The 21,828-nt window shown below is 66.1% G+C and carries 20 protein-coding genes; 12 read left to right on the top strand and 8 right to left on the bottom strand.

The window, feature by feature from the left end:
* Positions 1-58: 58 nt before the first annotated feature.
* The gene (locus tag HL658_RS08115) at positions 59-457 is read right to left on the bottom strand and encodes a RidA family protein (protein ID WP_180281445.1); all 399 of its coding nucleotides are present in this window, start codon (positions 455-457) and stop codon (positions 59-61) included.
* 193 nt (positions 458-650) lie between these two features.
* Here HL658_RS08115 and HL658_RS37650 point away from each other — a divergent pair, with 193 nt between their 5' ends.
* The 3 genes from HL658_RS37650 to HL658_RS08100 all read left to right on the top strand — a co-directional run bounded on the left by HL658_RS37650 (position 651) and on the right by HL658_RS08100 (position 4,919).
* Positions 651-3,233 carry a methyl-accepting chemotaxis protein gene (locus HL658_RS37650; protein ID WP_180281444.1) on the top strand — a complete coding sequence of 861 codons (2,583 nt, stop codon included), beginning with the start codon at positions 651-653 and terminating at the stop codon, positions 3,231-3,233.
* A 119-nt stretch (positions 3,234-3,352) separates the two neighbouring features.
* Complete coding sequence (locus tag HL658_RS08105) at positions 3,353-3,829, top strand: PACE efflux transporter (RefSeq protein WP_180281443.1); 477 nt, start codon at positions 3,353-3,355, stop codon at positions 3,827-3,829.
* 49 nt (positions 3,830-3,878) lie between these two features.
* The gene (locus tag HL658_RS08100) at positions 3,879-4,919 is read left to right on the top strand and encodes a DUF808 family protein (RefSeq protein WP_180281442.1); all 1,041 of its coding nucleotides are present in this window, start codon (positions 3,879-3,881) and stop codon (positions 4,917-4,919) included.
* 18 nt (positions 4,920-4,937) lie between these two features.
* On the opposite strand, the gene HL658_RS08095 is transcribed toward HL658_RS08100, so the two are convergent.
* From HL658_RS08095 to HL658_RS08080, 4 genes are all read right to left on the bottom strand, one after another.
* Complete coding sequence (locus HL658_RS08095; RefSeq protein WP_180281441.1) at positions 4,938-5,612, bottom strand: hypothetical protein; 675 nt, start codon at positions 5,610-5,612, stop codon at positions 4,938-4,940.
* An 83-nt stretch (positions 5,613-5,695) separates the two neighbouring features.
* The gene (locus tag HL658_RS08090; protein WP_180281440.1) at positions 5,696-6,139 is read right to left on the bottom strand and encodes a hypothetical protein; all 444 of its coding nucleotides are present in this window, start codon (positions 6,137-6,139) and stop codon (positions 5,696-5,698) included.
* Positions 6,140-6,146: 7 nt separating this feature from the next.
* The gene (locus tag HL658_RS08085) at positions 6,147-7,178 is read right to left on the bottom strand and encodes a hypothetical protein (RefSeq protein WP_180281439.1); all 1,032 of its coding nucleotides are present in this window, start codon (positions 7,176-7,178) and stop codon (positions 6,147-6,149) included.
* 11 nt (positions 7,179-7,189) lie between these two features.
* Complete coding sequence (locus HL658_RS08080; RefSeq protein ID WP_180281438.1) at positions 7,190-7,582, bottom strand: hypothetical protein; 393 nt, start codon at positions 7,580-7,582, stop codon at positions 7,190-7,192.
* Positions 7,583-7,938: 356 nt separating this feature from the next.
* On the opposite strand from HL658_RS08080, the gene urtA reads away from it, so the two are divergent.
* From urtA to HL658_RS08045, 7 genes are all read left to right on the top strand, one after another.
* Entirely contained in the window at positions 7,939-9,213 is a 1,275-nt protein-coding gene (gene urtA, locus HL658_RS08075) for an urea ABC transporter substrate-binding protein (RefSeq protein ID WP_425485326.1), read from the top strand.
* A gap of 107 nt (positions 9,214-9,320) precedes the next feature.
* Positions 9,321-10,940: an urea ABC transporter permease subunit UrtB gene (gene urtB / locus HL658_RS08070; protein WP_180281436.1), complete on the top strand. Its 1,620-nt coding sequence runs from the start codon at positions 9,321-9,323 to the stop codon at positions 10,938-10,940.
* A 4-nt stretch (positions 10,941-10,944) separates the two neighbouring features.
* Positions 10,945-12,096 carry an urea ABC transporter permease subunit UrtC gene (urtC, locus tag HL658_RS08065; RefSeq protein ID WP_180281435.1) on the top strand — a complete coding sequence of 384 codons (1,152 nt, stop codon included), beginning with the start codon at positions 10,945-10,947 and terminating at the stop codon, positions 12,094-12,096.
* Entirely contained in the window at positions 12,093-12,833 is a 741-nt protein-coding gene (urtD, locus tag HL658_RS08060) for an urea ABC transporter ATP-binding protein UrtD (RefSeq protein WP_180281434.1), read from the top strand. The genes urtC and urtD overlap by 4 nt, the downstream gene beginning before the upstream one ends.
* A gap of 2 nt (positions 12,834-12,835) precedes the next feature.
* Positions 12,836-13,531 (top strand): urea ABC transporter ATP-binding subunit UrtE, encoded by a 696-nt coding sequence (gene urtE / locus HL658_RS08055; protein WP_180281433.1) that lies wholly within the window; start codon positions 12,836-12,838, stop codon positions 13,529-13,531.
* A gap of 116 nt (positions 13,532-13,647) precedes the next feature.
* The gene (locus HL658_RS08050) at positions 13,648-17,034 is read left to right on the top strand and encodes a hybrid sensor histidine kinase/response regulator (RefSeq protein ID WP_180281432.1); all 3,387 of its coding nucleotides are present in this window, start codon (positions 13,648-13,650) and stop codon (positions 17,032-17,034) included.
* 57 nt (positions 17,035-17,091) lie between these two features.
* Complete coding sequence (locus HL658_RS08045; protein WP_180281431.1) at positions 17,092-18,012, top strand: response regulator; 921 nt, start codon at positions 17,092-17,094, stop codon at positions 18,010-18,012.
* A 19-nt stretch (positions 18,013-18,031) separates the two neighbouring features.
* Here HL658_RS08045 and HL658_RS08040 read toward each other — a convergent pair whose 3' ends face one another.
* From HL658_RS08040 to HL658_RS08030, 3 genes are all read right to left on the bottom strand, one after another.
* Positions 18,032-18,313 carry a hypothetical protein gene (locus HL658_RS08040; protein WP_180281430.1) on the bottom strand — a complete coding sequence of 94 codons (282 nt, stop codon included), beginning with the start codon at positions 18,311-18,313 and terminating at the stop codon, positions 18,032-18,034.
* 90 nt (positions 18,314-18,403) lie between these two features.
* Complete coding sequence (locus HL658_RS08035) at positions 18,404-19,189, bottom strand: DODA-type extradiol aromatic ring-opening family dioxygenase (RefSeq protein ID WP_180281429.1); 786 nt, start codon at positions 19,187-19,189, stop codon at positions 18,404-18,406.
* 33 nt (positions 19,190-19,222) lie between these two features.
* Positions 19,223-19,996 carry a ferredoxin--NADP reductase gene (locus tag HL658_RS08030; protein ID WP_180281428.1) on the bottom strand — a complete coding sequence of 258 codons (774 nt, stop codon included), beginning with the start codon at positions 19,994-19,996 and terminating at the stop codon, positions 19,223-19,225.
* Positions 19,997-20,226: 230 nt separating this feature from the next.
* On the opposite strand from HL658_RS08030, the gene HL658_RS08025 reads away from it, so the two are divergent.
* Entirely contained in the window at positions 20,227-20,388 is a 162-nt protein-coding gene (locus HL658_RS08025) for a YqaE/Pmp3 family membrane protein (protein ID WP_180281427.1), read from the top strand.
* Between the two features lie 167 nt (positions 20,389-20,555).
* Positions 20,556-21,815 carry an efflux RND transporter periplasmic adaptor subunit gene (locus HL658_RS08020; RefSeq protein ID WP_180281426.1) on the top strand — a complete coding sequence of 420 codons (1,260 nt, stop codon included), beginning with the start codon at positions 20,556-20,558 and terminating at the stop codon, positions 21,813-21,815.
* Positions 21,816-21,828: the final 13 nt, after the last annotated feature.

Here is a 21,828-nt window from a genome sequence, read left to right as displayed (position 1 = left end):
AACAGCGATCTCCAACGAGAACGGACCCCGGCGGTGACCGCCGGGCCGTCACGGGCCGTTAGCCTTGGGGGGCGGATGTGGCGATGCGTGCCACGCAGTCGATCTCGATGGAGGCACCGCGCAGCAGGTTGGCGATGCCCACGCAGGTGCGTGCCGGCAGACGCGGGCCGGGGAAGAAGCTTCGGTACACACCGTTCATCCGTTCGAACTCACCAAGATCGGTCATGAAGATGCCGACGCGGATCACGTCGGTGAAGCCGGCACCGGAAGCGGCGAGCACCAAACCGAGGCGGTTCATCACGGCGCGAGTTTCCGCCTCGATGTCGCCAATGGGACCGGCGAAAGCCGGGTCGTCGGTGGCGAGCTGTCCGGAGAGGTACAACAGGTCACCATGGCGCACACCGGCGCTGAACGGAAATCGCCGGGCGTCTTCGCCGGGGAAATCGATGAAATCCATGACCCGTCCGTGTCGTTGGGTGGAGAGACTATGGTGCTTACCATCATGAAGGCTAATCCGCATCGCATAGAAGGAAGTTGCGCGCCCTTATCAGGTTGTTGATGCGCCGCACATCCAAAAACAAGTTGTTTCCGCGATAACCTGTTACGCGTATATCTTTCGGATGTGGACGAATCGTGGGGGCGCGGGTGCGATGCGGGACAACGGACCGATCACCGATGAGGAGGTGCTTCTCGACGAGACTGCGCTGCTCGTGTCGCGTACCGATCCGAAAGGTCGCATAACCTTCGTGAATCGCGCTTTTGTTGAGGTCAGTGGCTACACGGAAGAGGATCTGATCGGCGCACCGCACAACATCATCCGCCACCCCCACATGCCGGCGGCCGCCTTCGCCGATCTGTGGACCACCATCAAGGCCGGCAAGCCCTGGGAAGGACTGGTGAAGAACCGCACCAAGTCGGGTGGCTTCTACTGGGTGCGTGCCAATGTCACACCCGTCGTGGAGAACGGGGAGGTGACCGGCTACATCTCCATCCGCTCAAAGCCAGCGCGCGACCAGATTGCCGAGGCGGAGCGGACATACGCAGCCGTCCGTGGTGGCCGTGCGCCTCATCTGGCGATCCACGACGGCTCGGTTGTCGCGCGCGGAGCAATGGCACGCTTGGCAAGACTAGGCCGCAGCGTGACCGGGCGGCTGATCCTGGCCTTCACGCTGATGGTTCTGGCGGTCGCCGGGGCGGGACTGCATGGCGTCATGGTTACGGGCGGTGTGGCCGACGCGCTGTCCGGGATGCAGGCAGGACGGCCGCTGGCGGCGTCCGACATCGGCGCGCTGGTCGATCGTTTGACGGTCCACCATTGGCTGACCGCGGCGACGGTGACGGTCGCTGCGCTGCTGGCGCTGTGGTGTGCGTTTGCGACGCTGGCCGCCTTGCGACGGCCGCTGGACCGGTTCGAACGCGACTTCGATGCCATTGCGCGCAATGACGTTTCCCACACGATCGAGCTGCCCGATGCGTCCGAGTTCCGTCGGCTCGGCATGCTGCTGCGCGCCACCAAGGCGAAGATTGCCTACAGTGCCCAGGAGAAGCAGGAACTCGAGGCTCGGCAGAAGGAATCCACCCGTATCGCGCTGCTGGAGACTTGCAAGGCCATCGAAAGCGATCTGGACGCCACCTGGATCGGCGTCGAACAGACCAGCCAGCACGCCGGCGAGGGCATTTCCCATCTGCTTGAGGCGCTGGCAGTGGTGCGCGACAGAACGGTCGTGGTCGCCGACGCGTCGGAACGTGCGAGCGCCGACGCCGCGTCCGTCGCCGCCGCGACGGAGGAACTGACCGCCTCTGGTGGCGAGATCGCCCGGCAGGCCTCGCGTTCCAGCACGGTTGCCCGGCGTGCCGTGGACAGCGCACGGGATTCCGCCGCCGCCATCCGCCGCATGGAACTGGCGACCGAGGAGATCGGCAAAGTTGCCGGCCTTATCGCCGACATCGCAGGGCAGACCAACCTGCTGGCGCTCAACGCGACCATCGAAGCAGCGCGCGCCGGCGAGGCGGGCAAGGGATTCGCCGTGGTGGCGGGGGAGGTCAAGTCGCTGGCCGGGCAGACCGCGCGCGCCACCGGCGATATCGCCGCCCAGATCGACCAGCTCCGTGCCGCCGTGAATGGCAGCGTCGATGCCATCCAGTCGGTCATACGGGTCATCGAGGAGATCGATGAAGCGGCCACCGCCACCGCCGCAGCGGTCGAGGAACAAGCCGCCGCCAACGGCGAGATCGGCCGCAGCGCGTCCAACAGCGCAGATGCGGCCATGCAGGTCTCCGCCAACGTCCTGCAGATCCGCCATCAGGCCGACGACATCACCGACGTTGCCGGCGATGTGGAGCGCCGCATGGCCGACACGCGCCGGGCGGTGAGCGATCTGAAGCGCCGGCTGGTCATCGCGTTGCGCCAGTCGGTGGCGGGTGACCGCCGCACCTCCGACCGCATCCCCTGCGAGGAGCCGGTAACCCTGACCATTGCCGGCCAGCGTTTCGCCACCACCATGCTCGACCTTTCGCTGCAAGGGCTGCTGGTGGATCCGAAGGGACTGCCGGAGTTGCGTGAGCGCGACTCTGTTGGCGTCGTGCTGCGGGATGTCGGCGAGGTTGCGGCCTTCGTTGCGGGAACCAGCGACCTAGGCTTGCATCTGGCGTTGGACGAATTGGATGATCCACGCATGCAGAAGTTGGACGTCGTTTACCGCCGCTTGATCGAGTCCGACGGGCCCTTCATCAAGGCGGCGCAGGAGAACGCCGCCAACATCGCCCGCGAGTTCGAGGAATCTCTTTCGCGAGGCGAAATCACCGAGGAGGCGCTGTTCTCGACTCGCTTGACGCCGATCCCCGGCAGCGATCCCGAGCAACACATGGCACCCTTCCTGGCGCTGACCGACCGGCTGTTCCCGCCCATCCAGGAGCCGGTGCTGCGCATGGATGCGCGCGTGGTGTTCTGCGCCGCGGTCAATCTGATCGGCTTTCTGCCGACCCACAACAGTGCCTATTCACAGCCGCAGCGGCCGGGCCAACGCGACTGGAACACCGCGAACAGCCGCAACCGCCGCGTCTTCGCCGACCGCGCCGGCCTCGCCGCCGCCCGCAACACCCGCCCCTTCCTGTTGCAGGCCTACCGGCGCGACATGGGCGGCGGGCAGATGGTGCGGTTGAAGGAGGTCGACGCACCGATCATCGTGCGCGGCCGGCACTGGGGCTCCTTGCGGCTTGCCTACAAGGCATGATCCGGAAGGGGGTTGCGGTTCCGGCCCGGCTTCCCACATGGTCGGGCAAGCGAGGACGACCTCCCCCTCTATAGGGACACCGGCGTCGGGACGGCCCGATATTTGCATCGGATCCGACCATGCGCACCACCACGGATCGCATCCGCCAAGCCATTCTCTTCGAGATTGTCGGGCTGCTGCTCATCACGCCGCTCGGGGCCTGGACATTCGGGCACCCCATGAACGATATTGGCGTTATCGCCGTCGGCGGTGCGACTATTGCCACCGTTTGGAACTACCTGTTCAACCTCGGCTTCGATCACGCGCTGAGGCGGCTGAACGGCGACACCTGCAAGTCGATCGGAGCACGCATTATCCACGCCCTGCTGTTCGAGCTGGGACTGTTGGCTGTGCTCATGCCCTTCATCGCGTGGTATTTGGGGGTCGGCCTGCTTGAAGCTTTCCTCATGGATGTGTCCTTCGCCTTGTTTTATGTGGGCTACGCCTTCCTGTTCACATGGTTCTATGATCGGATGTTCCCGGCACCCCCGTCGCGGGGGGCCGGGCCGGTTGACCGCGAACATGGCCGCGATCCGAGACCGATGGCCGACTTGTGATGTTCACCGCAACCGCTAAGGTGTCGGCGCATCGCACGGAGGGGGCGTCGTGAGCAGCGGACTGATCGCACTGATCGATGACGTGGTCGGCATCGCCAAGGTGGCCGCCGCGTCGGTGGACGACGTGGCGGCGCAGGCGTCGCGGGCGGGGCTCAAGGCCGCTGGAGTGGTGGTGGACGACGCGGCGGTCACGCCGCGCTACGTGGTCGGGTTCGCGGCGTCGCGCGAACTGCCGATCGTTGCCAGGATCACCATCGGCTCGTTGAGGAACAAACTGCTGTATCTGCTGCCGGCGGCTCTTCTGCTCACCCTGGTGGCGCCCTGGGCGATCACGCCATTGCTGATGCTGGGCGGCGCCTATCTCTGTTACGAGGGGGCGGAGAAGGCGGTCGAGGCGCTCTGGCCGCACGCCGAGCATCACGGCCCTGGCGGGACCTCGCCCGGAGCCGTGACCGATCCGAAAGTGCTGGAGGACGAGAAGGTGCGGGGTGCCATCAACACCGACCTGATCCTGTCGGCGGAAATCATGGCGATCACCCTGTCCTCCGTCGCCGCCGAGACTTCCTCCTTCTGGATGCAGGCGCTGATCTTGGCCGTGGTTGGCATCGGGATCACGCTGGCCGTCTACGGAACGGTGGCGCTGGTGGTGAAGGCGGACGACGCTGGCCTGTCGCTGGCGGGCAATGAGCGGCCGGCCGCAACCTTTCTGGGGCTGCGTCGCGTCGGGTCCGGGGAGCCCGGCGCCGCCGACCGCGCCCTGCGCCCGGTGACCCGGATCGTCGGCCGCGGGCTGGTGAAGGGAATGCCGCTCTTCCTGAAGGCACTGTCCGTGGTGGGCACCGCGGCCATGCTGTGGGTCGGCGGCGGCATCATCGTCCACGGATTGGAGGTCTTCGGATTCACTACCCTCGGCCACGCCATTCACGACGCCGGCGCGGCGGCGGGGCGCGCAGCCCCTGCCGTCGGCGGAGCGTTGGAATGGCTGGTGTCGGCAGCCCTGTCAGGTCTGGTCGGACTGGCTGTCGGGGCGGTCCTGATCCCGCTGGTTCACCGCCTCGCCATCCCGGCCTGGAATGCCATACGGGGGTGATCACTGGCGCGCGGCCTGCTACGGCATGCCGCCGCCCGCTGGCCCAACGGATTCTGACGCCAGCGCACGTCGCGCCGCGGCGGCTTCGGCGGCCGCCCAGCGGTCGTTGGCATCATGGCGGAGAAGACGATCAGCGAGAGACGCCCACACCATGGCGGCGGAGCGTCGCTCCTGTCGGAGCCGGGCCGCCTCCCGCAGTGTCTCCGGAGTCTCGGATTGACCGGTCAGCGGTCTCAGCAGCGCGTCGCGCTCGTCCACAGCTTTGGCTGAGCGGGCGATACGGGAACGGGCCAAGCTGGCTGATGGCGCTGCAGCGAGCCGGACCGGGGCGAGGTGTGGGTTCGCCGCGGTGGGGTCAGGCTCCAGTCCGTAGCCGGCGCGCAGTGTCTCCACGGTAACGGCACTGCTGGTGTGCAACTCCAATCCCGGCAGGTTAAGACGCAGCGTCCTCCCGCTCAATAGCGCCAACATGGAGCCAGGCAGGCAGGGCAGGCCGTCGACGAAGGCGGCGACCTTGTCGAGGTCCAACTGTTCGGCGTCGAGATCCGGATCCAAGCCCGACAGGCGGACGGACGCATCGAAACGCGCTACGGCGTCGGCCAAGCGCGCAGGGGTGAAGTCATCCGGCGCCATGGTCGTGCGTCCGACCTCAAGCGATATCCGCGTCTTGCGGATCAATTCGTCAGCATCCATGGTCCCTCCTCCCGGCTGGCAAGCCGACGTCGCGTTGGCGAGACCAATGCCAGTCAACAACATGGCCAGGAAAAGGCGCCGCGTCATCCGCGTTCAGGCGGCGCCGATCGCGCGACGGCGGCGTACTGGAGCGACACAGCCCGGAAATGCGCAAGGAAGGCGGCAAGATCAGCGGCATCGCGGACGGACAGCACGCATGGCTCCAACCACGCGACGAAGCCGGGGTTGTTCGGTTGGCCCAGCAGATTCTGAACGAGATCCAATGCCTCTGACGCCACCGCGGGAAGTTCGGCTGCGGCGCGGTCTCCGTAGTAGGGCAGGATCTGCTGGAAGGCTTCCAGCGTGGTCTGCACCTCCTGCACGGCAACGCGGGAGGCAAGCAACTGTTCGGCCGCTGCCGTCGCCCACCAGCCGTGGATCTCCAGGAATGCATGGCCGGCGTGGTCGCGCCATCCGCGGGCCAAGTAAAGCGCCGGCACCGCCTTGCGCAGCGCGTCGCGGGTGGATGGGATGGAATCCGGGCTCATGCGCGTCTCAGCAGGGTGGTTTCATGGGATCGGTTGGTACGGATTTGGGCACCTCGACGGCGGTCACCTGATTGGACCCGGCGAGATTGATCGTGCCGTTCTTTAGGTCGGACTCGCTGCGCTGAACAGTCTTGCCGGACCAGGGATCGTGGATGGTGTAGGTATTGGGCGGGCCGGGGTCGGAGCCGGTGACGACGACGTAATGGGTGTACTGCCCCGGCCCGTTGCCGATCACGATCGGCACTGGGGCGCCGGTCTTCAGCCCGTCGTCGATGAGGGTCACCGGATTGGCGGGGTTCTTGGTCGTGCTGTACTGCACGCCTGTGGTGCCGGACTGGTTGTTCAGCAGGTCGTCGGCCCAGCGACCGCCGCCGCCGGCTTGGCCGCGACCGACGGCCACGCCCGTGTGTTTGCCGGCGGTGGGACCGGAATACTCACTCGTCAGCATGTCCTTCTGCTGCTGCGCGAGTGTGGGGTTTTCCTTGGTGGCGTCGATGTCGTCGACCTTGCCGAAGTTCGGATTCTCCTCGTGCACCTGGAGGGCATAGACCGGATCCATCTGACCGCGCACGGCCTGCACGGTGGTGGCATTGCACGAGTGGTGCCATTGTTGCTGTACGCCGGTGCCGGTGCTGCTGCCCGTCAGGCTCAGGTTATCCCGCATCCATTGCGGGGACTTGCCCTGGATCTTCTTGCCGAAGGCGGCGCACTCGGCGGGAGTGTGGCAGGCTGCGAAGGCCTTCCAGATGTAGGCGCGCTCCTCGTCCGACTTGGCTGTCGCGAGTGCGTCGTCGAGCGTCTTCCGGTCCTCGGGGGTGAGGCCGTCGTACTTGCGCCGGGCGCGCTCGGCCGCCGCTTGGTTCAGAATTTTCGGATACTTCTTCGCCGCCGCAAAGGGGCATTCCTGCACCGGCGCGCCGGCTGGATGGCAGGGGTCGAAACTTTTTTCCGCGTCATCCCCCGCCGCGCTCATTGCCGAATAGAGCGCTGCAGCGGCAACCGCCACAAGCGCGATGCCGAGAATCAGCAGCGGAAGCATCGCCGGTCCTCCTACCGTTGCGGCGGTAGCGGCACCCACGGGCGCCCGGATTGCGACGTGGCAGCCAGCGCCAGCGCATAGACCCGCCTCAGCCTGGATGGCGGATCACCCAGGATGCGGCTGTGCAACGTGGCACCGGCCCAGGGAAGCGTGGAGTCCTCGTCGAAGCCTGGACCGAAGGCGAAGCTCAGGCAGGTGAAGAGGAACAGGTCGTATTCGCTGACAAAGCCATAGCCGCGGCCCTTGGCGATCGCGGTTTCTACGGCAGTACGCGTGCCGGCGGAGCCAAGTTTCCCGGCGTGCTCGCGAAACCGAGTGGAGATCGCGCGGACGACGCGGTCCACATAGCTCCGCTCCGCATTACCCTTCATCCGGTCGAACTGTTCGAAAGTGACCCTGATCATGGCAAGCTATGCGGCCGTGGATGCCCCATCCGGCAGTGTACCCGCCTTGCCCGACTGGACCAAGAGCTCGGCGGTCAAGGGCATGGGGTAAATGACGTAGGCCAGGGGGGCATGTTTGACGTAGAGACGGGTTGAATGGGCCGAGCTAGAGTCACGTCATAAGGCTTCGGTCGTGGTCGGGGAGTGCGACACTCCCCTAAGGCGGCCGGACCGCCACGCACGGTCTTCGCGCCATCATCCGCAAAGGAACCCGGATCATCCAAGGTCCGGGGGTGTGGGCACTTGTGCGAGGGACAGGCAAGTCACGGCGGGACCACCGAGAGAGGAAGGACTTGGAGATGAAGGCGTCTTACACGATGGGGGCCGTAGCCGGCCTCGCGATCTACGCGGCCAGCGGTATGGCCGTGCCAGCGCTTGCGCAGGACACGATCAAGGTGGGCATCCTTCATTCGCTGTCTGGCACGATGGCGATCAGCGAGACGACCCTGAAGGACGTCATGCTGATGCTCGTGGAAGAGCAGAACAAAAAGGGGGGCGTTCTCGGCAAGAAGCTGGAAGCCGTCGTCGTCGATCCGGCTTCCAACTGGCCGCTGTTCGCCGAGAAGGCGCGAGAGCTGCTGACCAAGGACAAGGTCGCGGCGGTGTTCGGCTGCTGGACCTCGGTGAGCCGCAAGTCGGTGCTGCCGGTGTTCGAGGAGCTGAACGGCCTGCTGTTCTACCCCGTGCAGTACGAGGGCGAAGAGTCCTCGCGCAACGTCTTCTACACCGGTGCGGCCCCGAACCAGCAGGCCATCCCGGCGGTGGACTACCTCGCCGAGAAGGAGAAGGTGCAGCGCTGGGTGCTGGCCGGCACCGACTACGTCTACCCGCGCACGACCAACAAGATACTGGAAGCCTACCTGAAATCCAAGGGCGTCAAGTCCGAGGACATCCTGATCAACTACACCCCGTTCGGGCATGCCGACTGGCAGTCGATCGTCGCCGACATCAAGAAGTTCGGTTCGGCCGGCAAGAAGACAGCGGTAGTGTCGACGATCAACGGCGACGCTAACGTGCCGTTCTACAAGGAACTGGGCAACCAGGGCATCAAGGCGACCGATATCCCGGTGGTGGCCTTCTCGGTCGGCGAGGAGGAGCTGGCCGGCATCGATACCAAGCCGCTGATCGGGCATCTGGCAGCTTGGAACTACTTCCAGTCCGTGAGTACGCCGGAGAACGAGGATTTCATCAAGAAGTGGCAGGCATTCACCAAGAACCCGAAGCGCGTGACCAACGACCCGATGGAAGCCCACGTGATCGGCTTCAACATGTGGGTCAAGGCGGTCGAGAAGGCCGGCACCACGGCCCCCGACGCGGTGATCGACAGCATCATCGGCGTGTCCGTGCCGAACCTGTCCGGCGGCTACTCGGCGATGATGCCGAACCACCACATCACCAAGCCTGTGCTGATCGGCGAGGTGCAGGACAATGGCCAGTTTGACATCGTCTCCAAGACGCCGGGCCTGGTGGTCGGTGACGAATGGTCCGACTACCTGCCGGACAGCAAGGACCTGATCTCCGATTGGCGGGCGCCGATGTCCTGTGGCAACTTCAACGTGAAGACCGGCAAGTGCGGCGGCAAGGGGACGTGAGGTAGCGAGGTCCTCGCACCGGGCTTCCACTCCGACCCTCCCCACTTCGCGGGGGAGGGTCGGAGTGGGGGCCCAACTCAGGAACTCAGGGTAGGACAGAGGCCCCCATGCGCTGCACGATCCGACGGCTGCTGATCGCGGCCGCCCTCCTCATCGCCGCGCTGCCGCCGCTCGCCGCCTATGCGGCCGACCTGCCGGCGCTGGTGCGCGGGCTTGGGGTGAGCAATTATGACGAACTTGACAAGGCCATCGCCAAGCTGGCCGAGACCGGCGACCCGGCGGTCGCCCCGGTGCTGGAGGCGCTGCAGGCCGGCGATCTGAACCTGCGCAAGTCCGACGGCGCCGTCGTTGTCGCCAAGCGCGCCGGCAGCGGCTGGGACCTGTTCGACCCGCTGACCGGCGCCGCCCTGGGGCCGGCCGAGCGCAGCGCGGTCGAGCGCATCCGCATCAACAACGCGCTGCGGCGTAGCCTTGGAGCGGCGCTTGGCGCGCTGACGCTGATGAGCCCGGATCCGGCCGTCCGTCGTTCTGCCGCTGAGGCGGTGTTCAAGAGCCGCGACCCGGCGGGCATCGAGATCCTGGACCGCGCCATCGCCAAGGAGACGGATGCCGGCATCCGCACCGCCATGCAGCGCGCGCGCGCCGCCGCCGTGCTGAACACCGATGCGCCGGAAGCCGAGAAGCTGGCCGCCATCGAGATCATCGCCGCGCGCGGCGACCGCGACGGTTTGGGGCTTTTGAACACGGTCGTCAATGCGACCGCTCCGGATGCGGTGAAGGCCGCGGCGCGCGAGGCGATCGGGGCCATCGAGCACCGGCTGGCGCTGTGGGCCGCCGCGCAGAACCTGTGGTACGGGCTGTCGCTGGGCTCGGTCCTGCTCCTGGCCGCCATCGGGCTGGCCGTCACCTTCGGCGTAATGGGCGTCATCAACATGGCGCATGGCGAGATGGTGATGATCGGCGCCTACTCGACCTTCATGGTGCAGGAGATGTTCCGCGCCTACGCGCCGGGTCTGTTCGACCTGTCCATCCTGGTGGCGCTGCCGGTGGCCTTCGTGGTGGCCGGCGGCATCGGCATCATCATCGAGCGCGGCATCATCCGCTGGCTGTACGGACGCCCCCTCGAAACACTGCTGGCGACCTGGGGCCTGTCGCTCATGCTGCAGCAGGCCGTGCGCTCGCTGTTCGGGCCGTCGAACCGGGAGGTTGGCGCGCCGTCCTGGATGTCCGGTGCCTTCGAGTTGGGCGGGTTGACCATCACCTACGGGCGGCTGTGGATCGTGGTGTTCGCCTTCGCGGTGTTCGCCGCCCTTCTGGTCGCCTTGCGACGCACCTCCTTCGGTCTGCAGATCCGCGCCGTGACGCAGAACCGCCGCATGGCGTCGGCCATGGGCATCCGCACCCCGCAGGTGGACGCCCTGACCTTCGGGCTCGGCTCCGGCATCGCCGGGCTGGCCGGGGTGGCGCTGAGCCAGATCGACAACGTCAGCCCGAACCTGGGACAGGGCTACATCATCGACAGCTTCATGGTGGTGGTGTTCGGCGGGGTGGGGAACCTGTGGGGCACGCTGGTGGGTGCGTTGACGCTCGGCACCATCAACAAGTTCCTGGAGCCGTACGCGGGTGCCGTGCTCGGCAAGATCCTGGTGCTGATCTTCATTATCCTGTTCATCCAGCGGCGTCCGCGCGGCCTGTTCGCGCTGCGTGGCCGGGCTGTGGAGGCCTGATCCGATGCTGACCCGCTTCCTGCTCGCCGGACTGGACACCAAGGCCTGGGTCCTGCTCTCCGTGCTCGCCGTGCTGGCCGTGGCCGTGCCGTTCATGGCGCTGGCGGTGCCCCCGACTTCGCCCTGGTCGCTGTCGATGCTGACCGTGACGCTGTTGGGAAAGTATTTCTGCTACGCCCTGCTGGCGTTGTCGCTCGATTTGGTGTGGGGCTATTGCGGCATCCTGTCGCTTGGGCACGGCGCATTCTTCGCGCTGGGCGGCTACGCGATGGGCATGTACCTGATGCGCCAAATCGGCAGCCGCGGCGTGTACGGGAACGCGGAGCTGCCAGATTTCATGGTGTTTCTCAACTGGAAGGAACTGCCCTGGTACTGGCACGGCTTCGACATGTTCCCCTTCGCGGCGCTTATGGTGGTGCTGATTCCGGGAGTGCTGGCCTTCGCCTTCGGCTGGTTCGCCTTCCGCAGCCGGGTGACGGGCGTGTACCTGTCGATCATCACCCAGGCCATGACCTTCGCGCTGTTGCTCGCCTTCTTCCGAAATGACATGGGATTCGGCGGCAACAACGGCCTGACCGACTTCAAGGAGATCCTCGGCTACGATATCCAGGCGCCGGCCACCCGCGCCGGGCTGTTCGTGGCGACGGTGGTGGCGCTGGCCATCGGCTACATCCTGGCGTCGGCGGTGGTGTCGTCCAAGTATGGCAAGGTGCTGGTCGCGGTGCGCGATGCGGAGAGCCGCGTGCGCTTCCTTGGTTACGATGTCGAGAAAGTGAAGTTGTTCGCCTGGACCCTGTCGGCCTGCATGGCCGGTGTGGCGGGTGCGCTCTACGTGCCGCAAGTCGGCATCATCAACCCCAGCGAATTCAGCCCCGCCGCCAGCATCGAGGCGGTGATCTGGGTGGCGGTCGGCGGCCGGGGCACGCTGGCAGGCGCCGTGCTGGGTGCGGTGATCGTCAATTACGGCAAGACCTGGTTCACCGGTGTGCTGCCGGAAGTGTGGCTGTTCGCCCTGGGCGGGTTGTTCGTGCTGGTCACTCTGTTCCTGCCCAAGGGCATCCTGGGTCTGGCTGGCGACTTGCGCCAGCGCCTCGCCGCCCGCCGCAGCCGCGCCGCCGCCGGTTCCAACGCCGCCAAGGAGGCGACCGCGCCATGACCGACCCGCTGCTCTACCTCGACGGCGTCTCCGTCAGTTTCGACGGGTTCAAGGCGCTCAACAATCTCTCCCTGATGATCGATCCAGGTGAGCTGCGGGCCATCATCGGCCCCAACGGTGCCGGCAAGACGACCATGATGGATGTGATCACCGGCAAGACGCGGCCCGACCACGGCACCGTCATGTTCGAGGGCAACACCGACCTGACGAAGCTGAAGGAATCGACGATCGCCAATCTCGGCATCGGCCGCAAGTTCCAGCGCCCGACGGTCTTCGAGCACCACACCGTCTTGGACAATCTGGAGCTGGCCCTGAAGAACCCGCGCGGGGTGTTCAGCGGCCTGTTCTACAAGGTGTCGGAAGAGGACCGGAAGCGCATCGAGGAGTTGCTGGACATCACCAAGCTGTCGCCCAAGCGCGACGTCGTCGCCGGCGGTCTGGCGCATGGCGAGAAGCAGTGGCTGGAGATCGGCATGCTGCTGGCTCAGGACCCCAAGCTGCTGCTGGTGGACGAGCCGGTGGCCGGCATGACCGACGCCGAGACCGAGCAGACCGCGCATCTGCTGCGCGCCATCTCAGGCAAGCATTCGGTCATCGTGGTCGAACACGACATGGTGTTCGTGCGCGAACTGGGGGTGAAGGTCACGGTCCTTCACGAGGGTTCGATGCTGGCGGAGGGCTCGCTGGATACGGTGAGCGCCAACCAGCAGGTCATCGACGTCTATCTGGGGCGCTGACGATGCTGGACGTGAGTGGAATCGACCTCCATTACGGGGCGGCGCAGGCGCTGCGCAAGGTATCCATGACCGCGGAGCCGGGCAAGGTGACCTGCGTCCTCGGCCGCAACGGCGTGGGCAAGACCAGCCTTCTCAAGGCGATCATGGGCCTGCACCCGACCAGCGGCGGCGCGGTCACCTGGGAAGGGACGCCGGTGACCAAACTGCCGCCCTACGAGCGGGCACGGCGCGGTATGGCCATCGTGCCGCAGGGGCGCGAGGTGTTCCCGCTGATGAGCGTGCGGGAAAATCTACAGACCGGCTTCGCCCCCATCCCGCGCAGCGCGCGCACCGTGCCGGATGAGGTGTTCGAGCTGTTCCCGGTGCTGAAGAGCATGCTGGACCGGCGTGGCGGCGACTTGTCGGGCGGTCAGCAGCAGCAGCTCGCTATTGGGCGGGCGTTGGTGACCCGACCGCGGCTGCTCGTTCTGGACGAGCCGACCGAGGGTATCCAGCCCAGCATCATCAAGGACATCGGGAGGGCGATTGGCTACCTGCGCGACAAGGGCACCATGGCGATCGTGCTGGTCGAGCAGTATTTCGAGTTCGCCCGGGACCTAGCCGACCAATTCGTGGTGATGGAGCGCGGTGAGGTGATGATGGCCGGGGCCAAGGCGGATCTGGAGGAGGGCGAGGTCCGCAAGTTCCTGACGGTGTGACGGAACGCGTCCGCCAGGCGCCGGCCCTTGCCATTCCCATGACTTCCATCGACAGTGGCGTCATCCGGAACCAGTTGCGGCGGCGCAGCAAGACAGGCTGCGCCGGACAGGCGGGGATGAGTGCCAGGCAGAGGATCGTCCGCGAGCGGCGCCAGTACAACCAGCTGGCCGCGGACCAGACGCTCGAGGATTTCGCGCTGCGCTACACCGCGGAGCGGGCGCGCACCTGGTCGCCGTGGCGGGTGGCGAACACCGCGCTGGGCGCCATTTCCTTCCTGGCCTGCGAAGCGATCGGTGCCGCGATCACGCTGACCTACGGCTTCACCAACGCCATGGCGGCGATCCTGGCGGTGGGGCTGCTGAACATCATCGTCGGGCTGCCGATCACCTACCACGCCACGCGTGCGGGGGTGGACATCGATCTGCTGACCCGCGGTGCCGGATTCGGCTATCTGGGCTCCACCATCACGTCGCTGGTCTACGCCACCTTCACCTTCATCCTGTTCGCCATCGAGGCGAGCATCATGTCGGCCGGGCTGGTGCTGCTGCTGGGGATACCGGAATCGCTGGCGCATGTGATCAGCGCCCTGTCGGTGATCCCCATCGCGATCTACGGCATGCGGGTGATCAGCCGCATGCAGGTGCTGACGCAGCCGGTGTGGCTGGTGCTCCAGTGCCTGCCGTTCCTGTATGTGGCGCTGCTCGACCGCGCGGCCCTGCAGGGCTGGCTGGGTTTCACCGGAACGCAAGGCGACCCGGACGGGTCGCTGGGGCTGCTGCCCTTCGGCATGGCGTGCTCCATGCTGCTGTCGCTGCTTCCGCAGATTGGCGAGCAGGTGGACTATCTGCGTTTCCTGCCCGACCGCAAGCGGACGGGGCGGGCGAGCTGGTGGACGGCGATGCTGGTGGGCGGGCCGGGCTGGGTGCTGATGGGCAGCGCCAAGCTGGTGATCGGCTCGCTGCTCGCCTATCTGGCGATCCAGCAGGGGATGCCGGCCGCAGCCGCGGTGCAGCCGACCGACCTCTACCATTTCAGCTTCCGCGACCTGACCGGTTCGGCGTGGCTGGCGCTGGTGCTGGCCGGGGTGTTCGTCATCGTCTGCCAACTCAAGATCAACGTCACCAACGCCTATGCGGGGTCGCTGGCGTGGTCTAACTTCTTCTCGCGGCTGACCCACAGCCATCCGGGACGGGTGGTTTGGCTTGTGTTCAACGTCCTGGTGGCGCTGATGCTGATGCAGGTCGGCATCCTCGGCGTGATCGAGAGCATCCTGGCGCTTTATGCCAATGTGGCGGTGGGCTGGCTCGGTGCCGTTGCCGCGGACCTCAGCATCAACAAGCCGCTGAAGCTGGCGCCGCGTGGCATCGAGTTCAAGCGTGCCTATCTCTACGACATCAACCCCGTCGGAACCGGCGCCATGGCGCTGTCGGTGCTGTGCTCCACCGCCGCCTTCTTCGGTGTGGCGGGGCCGGTCGTCCAGGCGCTTTCGCCCTTTGTCGGGCTGGTGGTCGCCTACGCCGCGGCCCCGGCAATCGCGTGGTGGACCGGCGGCCGCTACTATCTGGCCCGCAATCCCGACGACCTGCCGACCCAGGCGACGGAGGTCCGCTGCTCGATCTGTGAGAATGTGTTCGAGCGCCGGGACATGGCGTGGTGCCCGGCCTACGACGCGCCCATCTGCTCGCTCTGTTGCACGCTGGACGCTCGCTGTCACGACGGCTGCAAGACCGAAAGCCGTTTTTCCGACCAGATCACCCGTGGCCTGCAACGGCTCCTGCCCCGCCGCTTCGCACCGGAGGTGCACAGCCGCACCGGCCACTTCATCGGCGTGATGGCGCTGTTCACGCTGGTGCTCGGCGGGCTGCTGACGGTCATCGACTTCCATTTCGTGACGGCGCCGGAGACTGCCCATGGCGCCGTGCGGGCGGCTCTGCTCGCTGTGTTCTTTTGTCTGGTCATACTGGCCGGGGTGGCGGCGTGGCTGCTGGTGCTGGCGCAGGACAGCCGCCGCAAGGCGGAGGAGGAGACGGCGCGCCAGACCGGCATGCTGATGGAGGAGATCGCCGCCCATGAGCGCACCGATGCCGCGCTGCAGAAGGCCAAGGAGGCGGCGGAGAGCGCCAACGCCGCCAAGAGCCGCTACATCATCGGCCTCAGCCATGAAATCCGCGCGCCACTGAACGCCATTTCCGGCTACGCGCAGCTTATGGAACACGGCTCGGCCGAGCGCCCTGAGGATGCGGTGAAGGTGATCCGCCGCAGTGCCGACCACCTGTCGAACCTGATCGACGGCCTGCTCGACATCTCCAAGATCGAGTCGGGGGTGCGCCGGCTGAATCGGGAGAAGGTGCGGCTCGGTGATTTCCTGGACCAGCTTGTCGACATGTTCCGCATCCAAGCGGCCAACAAGGGGCTGGAGTTCCGCTACGCCCGTGCTGCCAACCTGCCGCCTTACGTCAACACCGACGCCAAGATCCTGCGGCAGATACTCATCAACCTGCTGTCCAACGCGGTGAAGTATACCGAGACGGGACATGTTTCCTTCACTGTGCGCTACCGCAGTCAGGTGGCGGAGTTCGAGGTGGCCGACACCGGCATCGGCATTCCCGAGGAGGACCGGGAGCGGGTGTTCGAGGCGTTCGAGCGGGGCAAGGGAGCTGTGCTCAAGGGCATCTCCGGAACGGGTCTCGGGCTCACCTTCACCCGGCTGCTGACCCGCATCATGGGCGGTGACATCTCCGTGGACAGCGAGGCGAGCCGGGGCAGCATCTTCCGCGTGCGGCTGCTGCTATCGGAGGCGCTGCACACCGGCGACGAGCCGCAGGAGCACGGCCGGGTCACCGGCTACGCCGGGCCGCGGATCAAGCTGTTGCTGGCGGACGACAACCCCGTGCACGTTGCGTTGATGACCGACATCCTGCGGCCGCTGGGCTTCCTGCTCACCGCCGTGTCGGACGGCGAGGCGTGCCTGAAGGCGGCGGAGGAGATCCGGCCGGAACTGGTGATCCTCGACATCTCCATGCCCGGCGAGAGCGGGTGGGACGTGGCCGCTGCCATCCGCGCCCGATTCGGCGATGCCGTGCGGATCCTGATGGTGTCGGCCAACGCGTACGAGCAGCAGGGGCCGGCTGGTGGAATAGCACCGCATGACGCCTTCCTCGCCAAACCGATCGAGCTGCGGGCCTTGTTGGACCGAATCGAATCGCTGATGGGGTTGGAATGGCTGCGCGAAGCCGGGCGCTTGGCAGTCGCCGCGGAACCCGTGCCGTCACCGCCCGCAACGGCCGACGGCGTTCCGCCGGGTATGGCCCATCATCTCGACGATCTGCGCCAGCTCGGCCGCATCGGCTACGTGCGCGGCATCGAGGCGCGGCTTGTGGAGGTGGAGGCGGAGGATCCGGCGAATGCCGCCTTTGTCGCGCGATTGCGTGAATTGCTGCGCGCCTTCAACATGAAAGGCTATATGAAGCTTCTGGACATCTCTCGGGGTGACGGGCCCTGACCGATTGGCGCTGGCCGGTCGGAGTTGACCGGTTGGTGCCGATACGGGGGGCGGTGGATGAAGCGGCGCGACATGATCCTGGTGGTCGATGACACCCCGGAGACGCTGGGCTTCCTCACCGAGACGATCGAGAAAGCGGAGCTGACCGTGCTGGTGGCGACCGATGGTGAAAGCGCGCTCGATCTCCTCAACCAGATCACGCCGGATCTGATCCTGATGGACGCGATGATGCCGGGCATGGACGGGTTCGAGACCTGCCGGCGGGTGAAGCAGCAGCCTCATCTTTCGCATCTGCCTGTCATCTTCATGACCGGGCTGGCGGAGACCGAGCATGTGGTCCAGGGGCTGGAGGCCGGCGGCGTCGATTACGTGACCAAGCCCATCGCCGTCAACGAGCTGATCGCCCGCATCCGCGTGCATCTGGCCAACGCCCGCGTCGCTTATGGTGCGCGGGTGGCGCTCGACGCCACTGGCCGCTTCCTGCTGGCCGCGACGGATCGGGGGCGGGTGATGTGGTGCACGCCACAGGCCGAACGGCTGTTGGGTGTCTTGGCCCATGGCGGCGGCGAGGCCGATTCTAAAGTGCTAGCGGAGGGGCTGGTAAGGCTGCGCCGCAACCCCGATCCGGCTTCCCCCGCCTTCACCCTGGAGGTGGGAGAGGACGACGACCGCCATCGCCTTGAATTCACCTATCTCAGCCCCGGCAAGGCGGGTGAGTATCTGTACCGGCTGAGCGAACCTACAACTGGTCAGGACGAGGCCATCCTGAAGCAGGCATTTGCGCTTACGGCGCGGGAGGCGGACGTGCTGCTGTGGATCGCCCGCGGCAAGTCGAACCGGGAGATCAGCACCATCCTGGGCATCAGCCCGCGCACTGTGAACAAGCACCTGGAACAGGTCTTCGCCAAACTGGGCGTGGGAAACCGCGCGTCCGCCACGGCACTGGCCACGCGGGCACTGTCGGCGCGCGGCGGGTAAAGCACGTCAGAGGACGACGTCAGTGCATGGTGCCCGGGGTGCTGGCCGATGCGTCATCCTCAGCTGGGCGAAGAGTGCCGTTTTCCTCGGCAGCGTCCAACATAGCTTCTGCTTGTCGGCGGACCTGTGCGGCGCGGCTGCGGGCATCGGCATCGTTGGACGTTGCCTCAACGAAACCCGCTGCCCGCTCGGCGAGGTCCAGCGTCTCGACGACCTCTTCCATCGTGTCTTCCAGCGCCTCCACATCGACGCAGCGGGTGCGATCGGCCTTTTCCTCGTCGGTCCCCTTCGCATCGGTCATGTCGCTCTCCTCGTGACGGGCACCCTTTCCGGGTCGGGTCAACGGTCGGGCAACAGGCGGCGGGCGCATGCGTTCCCACCTGGAGCTTTCTCAGGCGAAGGCGTACGCGTCCATGGCGAGCACCCCGTACGTGTGGCTCCGATGGACCGGTACACCGCTCAGTCCGTTGGAGCCGGCTCCGAGAGCCACGAACAGCGGCAGCAGATGCTCGTCGGTCGGATGGTTGCGGACGGCGTGCGGAGCCAGCCGGCGGTAGTCGAGCAGATCGTCCGTACGCCCTTCTGCGACCGCATCGGCGATCCAGTCGGCAAAATCGGTCACCCAATCCGGCGAGCCGGCATCCGAGCGGCGGCCGAAGAATTCGCGCAGATTGTGGGTGATGGCGCCGGTGGCGAGGATCAGCACCCCCTCGTCACGCAGTGGCCGCAGCGCTTGTCCGACCCGCCAATGATGCTCTGGTCCCAGATGCGGCTGAATGGAAAGCTGCGTTACCGGGATATCAGCCTCGGGGTAGAGCAGCATGAGCGGCACCCAAGCCCCATGATCGAGCCCACGACCGGGGTCCGTACCCGCGGGGATGCCGGCCGTGGTCAGCAGCCCCGCCGCCCTGCCCGCCACCTCCGGCGCCCCCGGTGCGGGGTAGCGCATGGCATAGAGTTCGCGCGCGAAGCCGCCGAAGTCGTGGATCGTGTCCGGACGGACCGCGGTGGAGACAAGCGGTGCCGGCGTTTCCCAATGGGCCGACACCACCAGCACTGCCTTGGGCCTGCGGAGTTGCGCACTGTAGCCTTTCAGGAAGCGGTGCGCCGCCCCGTCCTCGATCACCAGCATCGGCGAGCCGTGGGAAACGAACACCGCCGGCAGAGACCCGTCCATCGCTTGAACCCTCCCGTTATGGAGCGGTCGGGATCACCGCTCCACGAAAGCCTTCTCGATCACGTAATGGCCGGGCGTGTTGTGGCTGCCCTCGTCGAACCCGCGGGCCTCCAGAAGCGCCACGGTATCGGCCAGCATGGCCGGGCTGCCACACAGCATGACCCGGTCGTTCTCGCGATCCAGGGCCGGCAGGCCGATGTCCCGGCACAGCTTGCCCGACTCGAGCAGATCGGTGATGCGGCCCTGGTTATCGAACGCCTCGCGCGTCACTGTGGGGTAGTAGATCAGCTTCTCCCGGACCAGATCGCCGAAGAACTCGTTGTCGCGCAGCGAGCCGGTGATCTCCTCCCGGTAGGCCAGCTCCGACACGAAGCGGCAGCCGTGAACAAGGACGATCTTCTCGTACCGGTCGTAGACGTCGGGGTCCTTGATGATGCTCATGAAAGGAGCCAAGCCGGTACCGGTCCCGAGCAGATACAGATGCTTGCCGGGTATCAGGTTGTCCGCCAGCAAGGTGCCGGTCGGTTTGCGGCCGACGATGATCTCGTCGCCTTCCTTGATATGCTGCAGGCGAGACGTCAGCGGACCATCCGGCACCTTGATGCTGAGGAACTCCAACTGCTCTTCATAGTTGGCGCTAACCATGCTGTAGGCGCGCAGCAAGGGACGGCCGTTCACCTCCAGCCCGATCATCGCGAACTGGCCGTTCGTGAAGCGGAACGACGGGTCGCGCGTGGTGGTGAAGCTGAACAGCGTGTCGGTCCAGTGATGCACGCGCAGAACGCGTTCGCGGGCGAGAGAGCTCATGGCGTCCTTTCAACCATTCCTACAGGTTGGATCTGTCTGAATTCCACAATTCCCAAAGGGTCTGTGTTATACGGCACCCATACTCCAAACATAGTGCATCGCAGCACGAGCGTCACCGGCTCATGGCGCAAGGGTGCCCAGCGTCCAACGTTCCTGTGGCATCGCGGGAACAGCCACGCTGCAGCACCGTTACACAGGCCACCACGGACACGGCAGGGAGCGGGCGCATCATGGACATCCTTCGCATCATTCTGGCGATCCTGCTGCCGCCGCTCGGCGTCTTCCTGCAGGTCGGCTTCGGCCTGCATTTCTGGATCAACATCCTTCTGACGCTCCTCGGATACATACCGGGCATCATTCATGCTGTGTGGGTGATCGTGAAATACAGGTGAATCCGGGGCGCTGGCGCCCCTGCCGGACCGGTTACACTCCGTTACACATTTCCCTCACCTCGGACACGAATCAGCAACCTTGCCGGCCGACAATCTCCCGAGTTTATTGCGGGTGACAGTCGTTTGCAATTGAAGGCCTCGGCAGGATGATGAAGCGGGTTCTGTTGATGCTGGTCGCGATGGCCGCGGCGGCGGGCGGCGGGTGGTGGTGGTTCGTGGCGGCCAAAGCCGAAACCCCGCCTCCCTTCCGCACCCACACGGTTGTCATCGGCAGCGTGGAGGACACGGTATCCGCTGTCGGCACGCTGCAGCCGCGAAATTATGTGGATGTCGGCACCCAGGTGTCCGGGCAGCTCAAGAAGATCTTCGTCGACTATGGGGCGAAGGTGGAGCAGGGGCAACTGCTCGCGCAGATCGACCCGACCGTCTATGAATCCCGCGTGGCCGCCGATCAGGCCCAGCTTCTGGCATTGCGCGCCCAGGTCAAGGAGCGCACGGTCCAGCAAGAGTTGGCCGAAACGCAGTTCGAACGTCAACGGCGTCTGCTGGCCGAACGGGCCACCAGCCGCGAGGCGTTCGACACCGCCGATGCACAGCGGAAAACCCTGGCCGCCCAGATCATGGCGCTGGAGGCGCAGATCCAGCAGACCGAATCCACCCTGCGCGGCGACCAGGCCAACCTCAGCTACACCAAGATCTACGCGCCCATGGCCGGCATCGTGGTGGACATCACCGCGCGTCAGGGCCAGACACTGAACGCCAACCAACAGGCGCCGATCATCCTGCGGATCGCCGAGCTGGACGTGATGACTGTCCGCACCCAGGTGTCGGAGGCGGATGTCCCCAAGCTGAAGATCGGCATGCCCGCTTGGTTCACCACGCTGGGCCGTCCCGATCGCCGCCGCTTCGGCAAGCTGCGGCAAATCCTCCCAACCCCCGAGGTGGTCAACAACGTCGTCCTCTACGCCTCCCTTTTCGAGGTCGAGAATTCCGAACTGGACCTGCTGCCGCAGATGAGCGCCCAGGTGTTTTTCCAGGTAGCGCAGGCGACGGACGTGCCGCTGGTGCCCATGGCCGCGCTGAAGCCCATTTCGGCGCGCGGCGCGCGGCCGGCCGGCGCCGTGTCCGGGCCCACCAATGGCGGAAGCGGTGCCGGTCCGCGCCCGCCCGGTGAGGGACGGCGGGAGGGCGGGCAACGCGGTGCGCATCCCGCCGAAGGAGAGACCACCACCTTCATCGCCCGCGTTCTGGAAAATGGCCAGCCGGTCGAGCGGCGGGTGGTGATCGGTGCCAGCAACCGGGTGATGGCGGAGGTGCGCAGCGGCCTCAATCCCGGCGATGACGTGGTCATCGACACTCCGGCACCGGTGATGGCGCAGAACAACCGCGGACCCGGCGGTCCGCCGAACTTCGGGCCGAGGTTCTGACCATGGACGGCGA

Origin of the sequence: Azospirillum oleiclasticum (genome assembly GCF_013423485.1) — a bacterium.
GTDB classification, from domain to species: Bacteria; Pseudomonadota; Alphaproteobacteria; order Azospirillales; family Azospirillaceae; genus Azospirillum; species Azospirillum oleiclasticum.
The sequence above is the reverse complement of the archived record's forward strand: the minus strand, read 5'-3'. Positions and strand labels throughout refer to the sequence as shown.